At 45.2% G+C, this 12,580-nt stretch carries 11 protein-coding genes; 9 read left to right on the top strand and 2 right to left on the bottom strand.

The window, feature by feature from the left end; translation table 11 throughout:
* The first annotated feature begins 149 nt into the window (after positions 1–149).
* The 3 genes from recQ (at position 150) to AACT19_RS22635 (ending at position 3,322) form a co-directional block, all read left to right on the top strand.
* On the top strand, positions 150–1,988 hold the full coding sequence (recQ, locus tag AACT19_RS22645; protein ID WP_004736641.1) for an ATP-dependent DNA helicase RecQ: 1,839 nt from the start codon (positions 150–152) through the stop codon (positions 1,986–1,988).
* Positions 1,989–2,060: 72 nt separating this feature from the next.
* Positions 2,061–2,372 (top strand): DUF3630 family protein, encoded by a 312-nt coding sequence (locus tag AACT19_RS22640; protein WP_009848192.1) that lies wholly within the window; start codon positions 2,061–2,063, stop codon positions 2,370–2,372.
* Between the two features lie 278 nt (positions 2,373–2,650).
* Positions 2,651–3,322, top strand: coding sequence for a 7-cyano-7-deazaguanine/7-aminomethyl-7-deazaguanine transporter (locus AACT19_RS22635; protein ID WP_004736638.1), 672 nt, complete (start codon positions 2,651–2,653; stop codon positions 3,320–3,322).
* A 101-nt stretch (positions 3,323–3,423) separates the two neighbouring features.
* Here AACT19_RS22635 and gppA read toward each other — a convergent pair whose 3' ends face one another.
* A complete protein-coding gene (gppA, locus tag AACT19_RS22630; protein WP_076648902.1) occupies positions 3,424–4,917 on the bottom strand; it encodes a guanosine-5'-triphosphate,3'-diphosphate diphosphatase in 1,494 nt (497 codons plus the stop codon).
* 6 nt (positions 4,918–4,923) lie between these two features.
* A complete protein-coding gene (gene rhlB, locus AACT19_RS22625) occupies positions 4,924–6,234 on the bottom strand; it encodes an ATP-dependent RNA helicase RhlB (RefSeq protein ID WP_004736636.1) in 1,311 nt (436 codons plus the stop codon).
* A 111-nt stretch (positions 6,235–6,345) separates the two neighbouring features.
* On the opposite strand from rhlB, the gene trxA reads away from it, so the two are divergent.
* The 6 genes from trxA (at position 6,346) to fre (ending at position 12,178) form a co-directional block, all read left to right on the top strand.
* Positions 6,346–6,672 carry a thioredoxin TrxA gene (trxA, locus tag AACT19_RS22620; RefSeq protein ID WP_004736635.1) on the top strand — a complete coding sequence of 109 codons (327 nt, stop codon included), beginning with the start codon at positions 6,346–6,348 and terminating at the stop codon, positions 6,670–6,672.
* Between the two features lie 200 nt (positions 6,673–6,872).
* On the top strand, positions 6,873–8,132 hold the full coding sequence (gene rho, locus AACT19_RS22615) for a transcription termination factor Rho (protein ID WP_004736633.1): 1,260 nt from the start codon (positions 6,873–6,875) through the stop codon (positions 8,130–8,132).
* 110 nt (positions 8,133–8,242) lie between these two features.
* Positions 8,243–9,238, top strand: a complete 996-nt coding sequence (locus tag AACT19_RS22610; RefSeq protein ID WP_076648900.1) for a hypothetical protein — start codon at positions 8,243–8,245, stop codon at positions 9,236–9,238.
* Between the two features lie 98 nt (positions 9,239–9,336).
* The gene (ubiD, locus tag AACT19_RS22605; protein ID WP_076648898.1) at positions 9,337–11,178 is read left to right on the top strand and encodes a 4-hydroxy-3-polyprenylbenzoate decarboxylase; all 1,842 of its coding nucleotides are present in this window, start codon (positions 9,337–9,339) and stop codon (positions 11,176–11,178) included.
* Positions 11,175–11,444 carry a 2Fe-2S iron-sulfur cluster-binding protein gene (locus AACT19_RS22600; RefSeq protein WP_017081534.1) on the top strand — a complete coding sequence of 90 codons (270 nt, stop codon included), beginning with the start codon at positions 11,175–11,177 and terminating at the stop codon, positions 11,442–11,444. Before ubiD ends, AACT19_RS22600 begins: the two co-directional genes overlap by 4 nt.
* Before the next feature lie 20 nt (positions 11,445–11,464).
* Positions 11,465–12,178 carry an NAD(P)H-flavin reductase gene (gene fre, locus AACT19_RS22595; protein ID WP_004736628.1) on the top strand — a complete coding sequence of 238 codons (714 nt, stop codon included), beginning with the start codon at positions 11,465–11,467 and terminating at the stop codon, positions 12,176–12,178.
* The last annotated feature ends 402 nt before the right edge of the window (positions 12,179–12,580 follow it).

The following is a 12,580-nucleotide window of genomic DNA, read 5'->3' as shown; positions in this document are numbered from 1 at the left end:
ATAAGATTTATAAGAGAGTTGGTCAGTATAGGAGCGATAACCCTTTTCACCTAACAATTTGCGGTTTAATTCGCCAGCGTTCCCCTCTACAATGTGCGACTTGCTTGCCGAAGATGCTTGCTGATTTCATACCTCGATTAGGAACCATAATGACCGCCACTCTGATTGCTGAGCAAATACCAACTCCCGCGAATGATGCGCAAACCATCTTGCAAGATGTGTTCGGCTATCAAAGCTTTCGCGATGGTCAGCAAGAGGTCATTGATTTGGCCGTTGAGGGCAAAGACAGCTTGGTGATTATGCCAACCGGTGGCGGTAAATCTCTGTGTTACCAAATCCCGGCTTTGGTTCGTGAAGGGCTGACTCTGGTTATCTCACCGCTGATTTCGTTGATGAAAGACCAGGTTGATCAGTTGAAAGCCAACGGTGTCGCGGCAGAGTGCATTAACTCGTCGATGCCGCGAGAGAACCTGATCTCGGTCTTTAATCGTATGAACTCAGGTCAGTTGAAAATGGTGTATGTCTCGCCAGAGCGCGTGTTGATGCGTGACTTTATCGAGCGTCTACAAGGCTTACCGCTTTCGATGATTGCGGTCGATGAAGCGCACTGTATCTCTCAGTGGGGACACGATTTCCGCCCTGAATATGCATCATTAGGCCAGCTTAAACAGTATTTTCCGCATGTGCCTTATATGGCGCTAACGGCAACCGCTGATGATGCAACGCGCAAAGATATTATCTCGCGTTTGCAGTTGGTGGATCCGCATACGCATTTAGGTAGCTTCGATCGCCCTAATATTCGTTACAACTTGGTTGAGAAGCATAAGCCCGTGTCACAGGTGGTTCGCTACCTAGAAACACAGAAAGGCAATTGCGGCATCATCTACTGTGGTAGTCGCAAGAAAGTGGAGATGGTGACCGAGAAGCTGTGCAATAACGGTATTCGCGCTGCGGGTTACCATGCTGGCATGGATACCGACGAACGTGCTTACGTTCAAGAAGCTTTCCAACGTGATGATATTCAGATCGTGGTAGCGACTGTGGCCTTCGGTATGGGTATCAATAAACCCAACGTGCGCTTTGTGGTGCACTTTGATATTCCACGCAATATCGAATCTTACTATCAAGAGACTGGCCGTGCGGGTCGTGATGGTTTACCTGCTGAAGCGATGATGCTGTTTGACCCGGCTGATATGGGTTGGCTGCGTCGCATGCTGGATGAGAAAGAAGAAGGCCCACAGAAACAAGTTGAGATGCACAAGTTGAACGCGATGAGTGCCTTTGCCGAAGCGCAAACCTGTCGTCGTCAGGTTCTATTGAACTATTTTGGCGAATATCGCGAGAAGCAATGTGGCAACTGCGATATCTGCCTCGATCCACCTAAGCATTTTGATGCGACTAAAGAAGCGCAGAAGGCATTGTCTTGTGTGTACCGTGTAAATCAGTCGTTTGGTATGGGCTACGTGGTGGAAGTGATGCGTGGCATGCAGAACATCCGTGTTCGTGATAATGGCCACGATAAATTGTCTACCTACGGCATTGGCCGCGACCATAGCCACGATTACTGGATAAGTATCTTCCGTCAGTTGATTCACAAAGGCTTGCTGTTCCAGAACATTACTCGTAACTCGACATTACAGTTAACAGAAGAAGCCCGTCCGTTACTGCGCGGAGAGATGTCTTTGGAGCTGGCTGTACCTCGTTTAGATACCGCGGTGCGTAATGCTAAGTCTGATAAACTCAGTAGCAAGAATTACGATAAGAAGCTGTTTGCGAAACTGCGAAAGCTGCGTAAGTCGATTGCAGATGAAGATGGCTTACCACCTTATGTGGTATTCAGTGACGCGACGCTGATTGATATGGCTGAAATCCTACCCACATCTTATGGCGAGATGTTAGCAGTGAATGGTGTCGGTCAACGCAAACTCGATAAGTACGCTGATCCATTCTTAGATTTGATTCAAGAACACATCACCACACACGGCTAATTGCTAGTTTTCAGAAGTGTTTAGCTTATAAAAACGATTAGCTCATAGAAAAAGAATAAGGTTGATAGGGACATGACAACACCAACAGAATTTGGCTTAAGAGAGTATTTGGCTGAGGAAGGGCGTTTATTGATTACGTCTCCGAGTTTTGATTTTGATTCTTACGAAGTGTTAGGTGAAAAGCTGGTGGCATTGCTGTCAGCGTCAGTTGTTGAAAAGCAATGGGACGCCGATATGCACTCTTGGTTGATTGATTTTGAAGATTGTCGAATGTTCTTAAAGTCTGAGCATTACAGTGAATCAATTTGGTTTGAGTCGTTAAACGCTGAAGAAAGCCGAGAAGAGTTTGATTATCTCGCGACCCTTTTTAAGCGCGGTTTTTAACTTCAAGCGTGGTTTTTGATTTTTAGCATTGCTTTTAAAAACTTAGCTTTTAAAACAGAGCTTCTAGCGTCATTCATCAATAAAAGTTAGGATAAACGTTTGCGTTTGTTCTCACCATTGCAGCCAATATTGATTAATGTATAATCGCCCGCCGCTCAATAGAGCAAATTATAGAAACATTTTTAATTCACATTATTGGTAAGAGCTTTCTTGGATTATTCGAAGAAATGACTCGATTTGGGTTCCCTCACCCCCAAACCAAACTAAAAAGGTACAGCATGAGTAACTTTACCCCTGCGCAACAGCGCAAAGCCCTAGCACTATTAGTTTTGTTCCATTTGGTCATTATTGCGTCAAGCAACTATTTGGTTCAGCTACCTTTTACCGTCTTCGGTATGCACACCACTTGGGGTGCTTTCACTTTCCCGTTTATCTTCCTAGCGACCGATCTCACAGTACGCATTTTTGGCGCGCAGCTTGCTCGTAAAATCATTTTCTTAGTGATGTTGCCTGCACTGGCCGTTTCTTATTTATTGTCTGTGGTGTTCTTTGAAGGTTCATTCCAAGGCTTTAGCCAACTAGGCGAGTTCAACCTGTTTGTTGCACGCATCGCAGCGGCAAGCTTCATGGCTTATTTGCTCGGTCAGATCTTGGATGTGCATGTGTTCAACCGCTTACGCCAAATGAAGCAATGGTGGGTTGCGCCAACGTGTTCGACACTTTTTGGTAATGCCATTGATACCATCGCGTTCTTTGCGATTGCCTTCTACCAAAGCCCAGATCCATTCATGGCTGAGCACTGGACTGAGATTGCGTTGGTTGATTACGGATTCAAACTCATCATTAGCTTAGGTTTGTTCGTACCTATGTACGGTGTGCTTCTTAATTACGTGGTTAAGAAGTTAACCGCAGTGAACCCTGATTTTAAAGCGACAGGTGTTAACGCTTAAGTTTGAGATTTGTAACACAAAGCATTAATGCAGCGATAAGAAAAAGCCCAAGTTAGGCTACTAACTTGGGCTTTTTTAATTTCTAGCGTCAGATACTAATATCAGAGGCATTCAATATTCAATGGCCAGCCAATATCGGTTTGTCTATTCGACTCGATCTCTAGCTCAGCAGCGGTCAGCGGGTTGTCTGCTAGCCATTGCTTAGAAAGCGTTAAGGTCAGGTTGTTACCATCGGTTGCAAGCTTAAACTCAGGCTCTAGCGCTGGATTGCGACGGTGGGTCAGCAAAATAGCTAAACGCAGAATTCGTAAAATACGCTTGCTGCTGGTGCCTGAGATTGCATGTTGCTCTGGCAATGAGGTTAACTGTTCACGGTCGCGACGTGTTAACTCACCCAAGTAGTGCTTTTGCGCTCGAGTAAAGCCAGGCAGGTCTAAGTTCTGCAGTAGGTAAGCGCTGTGCTCGCCACCTTTTTTGAAATCGATGGTTAAACCAATCTCATGAAGCTTAGCTGCGGTTTGCAATAGCACGCCAGCTTGTGGTTCTGAAACCCATGTTTCGGCGCCTGCTTGCTCTAACAGAGTTTGTGCAACGACAGCAACTTGTTCACCGTAGCTTACGTCCATTTGGTAACGTGATTGCACGCTCTTGATGGTACGCGCACGAATATCTTCTTGGCGAAGTTCATCCACCATCTCGTAGGCTAGGCCTTCACGGAGTGCACCGCCTGCGAGTGTCATTGAATCAATTTCAAGTAGCTCAAAAATAGCGATAAGAATAGAAAGGCCACTTGGGAACACTAATGCACGCTCTAGGGTCAATCCTTCTATTTCTAGCTCTTCCAAGCGCTCGGTAATCATAGCTTGTTTCTGTAGACGCTTAAGTTTGGCATGAGTAATGACTTCATCCATGCCTTGCGCCAACATGATTTCTTGCAGTGCTTGAACGGTACCACTGGCACCAACACACACATCCCATCCGATATCAGTGTAGCTATCAAGAATAGGAGCCAACGTAGACTTAGCCGCTTCAATGGCGTTGTTAAAGTTGGTTGCGGTTAATTGGCGATCTTTAAAGTGACGCTCAAGCCAGGTAACACAGCCCATCTTCAGGCTAGTTAGTGCTTTCGCTGAGAAGCCTTCACCTATGATCATTTCGGTGCTTGCGCCACCAATATCAACGACCAGTCGGCGGCCGCTGCCACCAGAAGTGTGTGCTACGCCTTTATAGATAGTCGCAGCTTCTTCTTCACCAGAGATAACATTGATGTCGTAACCAAGGATCTGGTTCGCTTTCTCTAGAAATATATCCACATTGATAGCGGTACGTAGGGTCGCTGTACCCACAATGCGGATATTTTCTTTCGGAATATCTTGCAGTCGCTCTGCAAAGAGACTCAAACAGTCCCAACCGCGCTGCATAGCTTCTGTACTAAGCGCATTATTTTCATTTAAGCCTGCTGCTAAACGCACTTTACGCTTAATCTTAGCCATGGTTTGTACGCTGCCATCGATGTGACGCACAACGAGCATATGAAAACTGTTCGACCCGAGGTCGATTGCAGCATAAAGCGGGGGTGACACTGTTTGACTCATAAGCGACTAAGCTTCCTTGTTATGACGCGGTTGGCGTGGGCGACGGTTCTGGTTTGGTTTACGGTTACCGTTGCGTGGGCCATTGTTGTTTGAGCGGCGTTGTTGCGGGTTACGTGTACGTAAGCGCATCGGTGCTGGCAGATCTTCTAGTAGTGCAGAAGCATCGTAGTCAGACATTGGGATAGCATGCTCAATGTATTCTTCGATTGGTGGCAAGTTGATTGCGTAATCTTCACAAGCAAAGCTGATCGAGTGACCGCTTTCACCAGCACGACCTGTACGACCGATACGGTGAACGTAATCTTCACAATCATCAGGTAGGTCGAAGTTGAATACGTGTGTTACTTGAGGAATGTGTAGGCCACGAGCTGCAACATCAGTTGCGACAAGAAGGTCAACATCACCTTTGGTGAACTGCTCAAGAATTTTTTCACGTTTCTTCTGAGGAACATCGCCAGTTAGCAGGCCTACACGGTGACCATCGGCAGCCAAGTGGCCCCAAACTGATTCACATTTGTGCTTCGTGTTAGCGAAGATGATTGCGCGATCTGGCCATTCTTCTTCGATTAACGTTTGTAGAAGAGCCATCTTATGTTCGTTAGAAGGGTAGAACAGCTCTTCTTGAATGCGGTGACCTGTTTTACGCTCAGGCTCAACAACCACGTGCTCTGGGTTGTGCATGTGCTCGAACGCTAGCTCTTGTACGCGGTAAGACAGCGTCGCAGAGAACAGCATGTTCAGGCGATCTTTTGGCTCAGGCATACGGCGGAACAAGAAGCGAATGTCTTTAATAAAGCCCAGATCAAACATACGATCGGCTTCATCAAGCACAACCGCTTGAATGTGGTTAAGGTTAAATACCTTTTGCTTGTAGAAATCGATGATACGGCCAGTAGTACCAATTAAGATATCTGCGCCTTCTTCGATCTTACCTAGCTGCTTGTCGTAGCTTTCGCCACCGTAAGCGAGTGCTGCTTTGATACCCGTGCTTTCAACCAGAGAGTCAGCATCGTTGTAGATCTGAATCGCGAGTTCACGTGTTGGTGCCATAATAATTGCACGTGGCTGGTTAGGCTTACGCCCTTCATGCTCAGGTGTTTTTAGCAGGTGGTTAAAAGTAGCAGTTAGAAACGCAAGCGTTTTACCAGTACCCGTTTGGGCCTGGCCTGCAATGTCTTGGCCGGTGAGCAGTACCGGGAGCGCCAAGGCTTGGATAGGGGTACAATAATCGAACCCTTTTTTCTCCAATCCTTCAATGACTTGAGGAAGTAAATCCAAGTCGGCGAACTTTTGCTCTGTGATATGCGTCTTTTTCATTGCTATAGAATATCAGCTTAAGCTTGCAATACGAAAGTAAATACATTCCAATAGGGCATCTATTTACTGGTTATCATCCAACCAGTTCTAAAAAATACATTGGAGTGGAAGATGAGTGATAAGATTTTGCAGCTAACTGATGACGGTTTTGATAACGATGTAATCAATGCTGCAGGCCCTGTTCTTGTTGATTTTTGGGCAGAATGGTGTGGTCCATGTAAAATGATTGCGCCGATTCTTGATGAAATCGCAAACGAGTACGAAGGCAAGCTCACAATCGGTAAATTAAATATCGACCAAAATGCTGGAACTCCACCAAAATTTGGTATTCGTGGTATTCCAACGCTGCTTCTTTTCAAAGATGGCGGCGTAGCAGCAACTAAAGTTGGTGCATTGTCTAAAACTCAACTTAAAGAGTTCCTAGACGCTAACCTTTAATTAGGTGAGCCTTTGAAAAGAAACCGCGCAGTTAACAAATGCGCGGTTTTGTTTTTTCTAAGCTATGGACTAGTCTTAGTTTTAGTGCTAATTTATCGCACGTTAATTGAACGAATTTCTCTTCTTGGTCGATCCTGTGACCAACTCCTTCTTAACTTAAGAAAACAGATCCTATTTTGACTAAACAAACTTCCACCACTATGAATCTTACTGAACTGAAGAACAGACCTGTGTCTGAACTTGTTAAACTTAGCGAAAGCCTAGGTCTTGAAAATCAAGCTCGCCTAAGAAAACAAGACATTATCTTCTCCATCCTTAAAGCGCATGCAAAAAGTGGTGAAGACATCTTTGGTGATGGTGTTCTAGAAATTCTTCAAGACGGTTTTGGTTTCCTGCGTAGCGGCGACAGTTCGTACCTTGCTGGGCCAGATGATATTTACGTATCACCAAGCCAGATTCGTCGTTTTAACCTTCGCACCGGTGACTCGATTGGCGGTAAAATCCGTCCACCTAAAGATGGCGAACGCTACTTTGCACTGCTTAAAGTAAACACGGTTAACTACGACAAGCCAGACAACGCTCGTAACAAAATCCTTTTTGAAAACCTGACTCCTCTTCACGCCAACGAACGTATGGTGATGGAAGCGGGTAATGGTGCGACTGAAGATATCACAGCTCGAATTCTTGACCTTGCTTCACCTATAGGTAAAGGCCAGCGTGGTCTGATTGTTGCTCCGCCTAAAGCAGGTAAAACAATGCTTCTGCAAAATATTGCACAAAGCATTGCACGCAACCATCCTGAGTGTGAACTAATGGTTCTACTTATCGATGAGCGTCCAGAAGAAGTAACAGAAATGCAGCGCCTAGTTAAAGGCGAAGTAATCGCATCGACTTTCGATGAGCCAGCATCTCGCCACGTACAAGTAGCAGAAATGGTAATCGAGAAGGCGAAGCGTCTTGTTGAACACAAGAAAGATGTGGTTATCCTACTGGACTCAATCACTCGTCTAGCTCGTGCTTACAACACTGTGATTCCTTCATCAGGTAAAGTTCTTACTGGTGGTGTTGATGCGAATGCTCTACATCGTCCAAAGCGTTTCTTCGGTGCGGCACGTAACGTAGAAGAAGGCGGTAGCTTAACTATCATCGCAACTGCACTGGTTGATACTGGTTCTAAGATGGATGAAGTAATCTACGAAGAATTCAAAGGTACAGGTAACATGGAACTGCACCTTAACCGTAAGATTGCTGAAAAGCGCGTATTCCCAGCGATTGATTTCAACCGCTCTGGTACTCGTCGTGAAGAGCTTCTTACTAAGCCTGATGAACTACAGAAGATGTGGATCCTGCGTAAGATTGTTCACCCTATGGGCGAAACTGATGCAATGGAATTCCTTATCGACAAGTTAGCAATGACTAAAACGAACGATGAGTTCTTTGACGCAATGCGTCGTCAGTAGTCTTGATTAGCTGATAGTTATTAAAAAGCGCTGCCTTCGGGTGGCGCTTTTTATTTGCATTTTATAGCGACAGCTTGCAGAATGAGCAAAAGTGTTAAAAGGAAGTTAAAATGCAACATGGACTGTTGTCATCATTACTCCTGTCTACTTCACTGTTACTTTCCCCGGTCGGTATGAGCTATGCCACCGAGATGTCTCCACTTACAGTAGAGTCTTGGCTTGAGAATGATCAAGTAAAACTGAAAACTGCTGAATTACTCGAATTTGTCGTACGTGACGAAGTTAATTCGCTGCGCTTCGCGCTTGAGCGTCTGACATTTCCCCAACAAGAAGTGGCTCGTTACCAACTCTTGAAGAAGCTCGAACAGCAAAAAATTGTCCTCACCCCCAAGATGTCTATCTTCATTGAGCAGCAACTCGCTATCACGCCAACTTACCAAGTTTTAGAGCGTGGAGATGGTTATGAGTTTACGGTACCTGCCTTTAATTACCCTTCGATTGCCAACCGGCTCATCAAACAGTGGCGCCAAGACCAGAAGACGCTGGTGTTTGTGTTAGATGCAGAGAAACAAGAACTCGACCTAAAAGAGTGGTTATCTGGATCTGAGCATCAAGTTCAAACACGAGAAGCATTGTTAATCAGAGAGCTAGACAGTTTGTCTCCTGAAGCGGTTGATTATCTGACTAAGCAACTCACGGCCTCCTCGATTGTTAGCTGGCTACCTTCTACTGAGGTGGTGGTTCGATTAGCGCAAGTGAGCGAAGACCCAGAGGTCTACAAGATTCTATGGCGAATGAAGGCCGATTATCATAGCCAAGCTGAGCTAGTCCGCCTTGCTGAAACCAAACAAGCGTTCGCACTTGAACAAGTAATGGCTGCGACTAAGAACCCTCGTTTGAAAGATGAAGCGATTACTTTGCTTACCAAGGTTAACCCGCTATCAGAAGAGGTGAAGGAGTTTCTTGTCTCTAGGATGGCGATTGCCGATGAAGCGCCATTAGTAGCCCGTGAATTAGCCAAACAAGGTCATACGCGATGGTTGCAAGATCTTGTCAATGATAACCCTCAGGTGAAGAGCTCTTTGATCGAGCAAGCATTACCGTGAAGTGGATTTTGCCTCTCAATAACCACACTAAAAAGGGGGATCTCAGCGTCACCCTTTTTGATATACTGAGCGCAGAATAATCAGCCTGTAGAAGTCCTATGAGTTTTAAAGATTTACGTGATTTTATCGACCATCTTGAAAGTATTGGTCAGTTGAAACGCATTTCTCACCCAGTCGATCCAGACTATGAAATGACCGAGATTAGCGACCGTACTCTACGTGCTGGTGGCCCGGCTCTTTTATTTGAAAATCCAATAGGCTATGACATGCCTGTTTTAACCAATCTATTTGGTACACCTAATCGTGTGGCTATTGGTATGGGTCGTCAGGAAGTGAAAGAACTGCGTGAAGTGGGTAAGTTGTTAGCTTACCTAAAGGAACCTGAGCCACCAAAAGGCTTTAAAGATGCTCTTGATAAACTGCCGGTGTTTAAGCAAGTCTTAAATATGCCAGCTAAACGTCTTCGTAAAGCGGCATGCCAACAAGTGATATGGCAGGGTGATGACGTCGACCTAGATAAAATCCCCGTGATGAGCTGTTGGGCCGACGATGTTGCGCCATTGCTAACATGGGGATTAACGGTTACTCGCGGTCCTAATAAGAAACGCCAAAACTTAGGCATCTATCGCCAGCAAAAAATCGGCAAGAATAAAGTCATTATGCGTTGGTTAGCCCACCGTGGCGGAGCGCTTGATCTGCGTGATTGGATGGAAACTAACCCAGGTAAACCATTCCCAGTTTCTGTAGCGTTTGGAGCAGACCCTGCCACCATTCTTGGTGCGGTTACGCCAGTGCCGGATACTTTATCGGAATACGCGTTTGCAGGCTTACTACGCGGTAGTAAAACTGAGGTTGTTAAATCAATCAGCAATGATTTAGACGTTCCTGCAAGTGCGGAAATCGTGATGGAAGGTTACATCGACCCGAATGAGTTCGCGGACGAAGGGCCTTACGGAGATCATACTGGTTACTACAACGAGAAAGAAAAGCACCATGTGTTCACTATTACTCATGTAACCATGCGCGAAAACCCTATCTATCACAGCACCTATACTGGCCGTCCACCTGATGAGCCTGCGGTATTGGGTGTTGCGTTAAATGAAGTGTTTGTTCCTATTCTTCAAAAGCAGTTCCCAGAGATTGAAGATTTCTATCTACCGCCTGAAGGTTGTTCATACCGAATGGCAGTAGTGACCATGAAGAAGCAATACCCAGGTCACGCCAAGCGAGTGATGATGGGGGTATGGTCTTTCTTACGCCAATTCATGTACACCAAGTTTGTATTGGTGTGCGATGAAGATGTGAATGCACGAGACTGGTCTCAAGTGACCGCTGCTATGTGTGAACATATGGATCCGTCACGCGATAGCTTGATGATAGAGCACACGCCAATCGATTCATTGGATTTTGCATCACCTGTGGTTGGGTTAGGTTCTAAGATGGGCTTAGACATCACTAAGAAGTGGGAGGCCGAGTTAGCACTATCGCCAGATGTCGAATCAGCACCTGTAAATAGTGAACATATAGAGGGCAGCTTAGCTGAGTTAACCAAGACTCAACCTGAAATTATTGATATTCACCTGCAAAACGATAATGCCAACATGGTTGTGGTGTCTATTGATAAGCAAGCTGCAGGTAATGGTAAGAAAATCATGGAAGCGGTTTGGTCTCAATTTGATGAGAACAAGTTTGTTATCGTGTGTGACAGCGATGTCAACGTGAGTGATTGGAATGACATTATTTGGGCGGTGACCACAAGAATGGATCCGGCTAGAGATACGTTGTTCCTACAGAATGAAACAGGACACTCAAAAATGGGTCTAGATGCGACCAATAAGTGGGAAGGCGAATGCCTGCGTGAGTGGGGTGTTCCAATCACAAAAGATCCTGATGTTGTTAAAAAGATTGATAGCATCTGGGAACAGCTAGGAATTTCATGAGCTACCAAGTAGTCTTATACCCAGAAAACATCAGTTTTACCGTAGAAAAAGGGCAAACGGTCTTGGATGCTGCGCTCAACAGCGATATCTATTTCCCAAACCGTTGCCAAGTCGGCGCATGCGCGATGTGTATGTGCAGAAAATTAGAAGGGCAAGTGAGTTACCATCTTGAACCCATGCTCACAGAGAAAGAGCAGCAACAAGGCTGGATTTTTGCTTGCCAAGCATTTGCAGAAAGTAATTTAGTTCTAACCTTTGCCGATTAAGGGTTAGTAAGAGGAAGAACATGACTATTAAATGTAAAGTGAAGTCTATCGAGCCTTTGGCTTGTAATACTTATCAAATCCTACTTCACCCAGAAACACCGGTCGCTTTTAAAGCGGGCCAATATCTGATGGTTGAAATGGGCGAGAAAGATAAGCGTCCATTTTCGATTGCAAGCAGCCCTTGTCGCCATGAAGGCGAGCTTGAGTTACACATTGGTGCAGCTGAGCACAATGCTTACGCTTCAGAAGTCGTTGAGGCAATGAAGAAAGCGCAAGCTGAAGATGGCGATATAGCTATTGATGCTCCGCACGGTGATGCGTGGGTTAAAGAAGAAAGCGATCGTCCTCTGTTACTAATTGCTGGTGGTACTGGCTTTAGCTACGTGCGCTCTATTCTCGATCACTGCATCGCGCAGAACAGTAAAAAAGAGATTCATCTATACTGGGGTGCAAAAGATGAGTGTCAGCTGTATGCGAAAGAAGAGCTTGTCGACATTGCAGCAAAACACAGCAATGTGCATTTTGTACCAGTAGTAGAAGAAGCACCTGAAGTTTGGAACGGTCAAACGGGTAATGTATTAGAAGCAATCACGCAAAGTTTCGAATCATTAGCTGATTTCGATATCTACATTGCGGGTCGTTTCGAAATGGCAGGCGCTGCAAGAGACATGTTTACTCAGAATAAAGAAGCAAAGCGTGACCATATGTACGCAGATGCTTACGCATTTATCTAAGAATTCTTTTGGATTTTGAGCGAAAAGAGAGCAGAAATGTTCTCTTTTTTCTGTTTAGGTGAACTATTAGGCAGTTAACCCCTATTTATTCATTTTTTATGAAAAAGTAGTTGCTAAGCTGAGTGGGTTCCCTATAATGCGACACCACTGAGACGGCAGACGCCACAAGGCTTCAGCAACAATCAGTCAGACGGAAAGCGACAAAAAATTAATTTTCAAAAAGTGTTTGACACTGAATGTTAATTCGCTAGAATGGCCGTCCACTTCGAGAGGCTCCTTACTTAAAAGGAACGCTCAACAAGTGAAGCTCTTTAACAATTTAAACCTATCAATCTGTGTGGGCACTCGTTGATGAATATCAAAACGTCATTCTTAGGAATGGCAGTTACTTCGGTAACAAAC

Origin of the sequence: Vibrio sp. 10N.222.47.A9 (genome assembly GCF_963872585.1) — a bacterium.
Classification (GTDB): domain Bacteria; phylum Pseudomonadota; class Gammaproteobacteria; order Enterobacterales; family Vibrionaceae; genus Vibrio; species Vibrio splendidus.
This window is presented reverse-complemented; position numbering and strand designations above follow the sequence as displayed.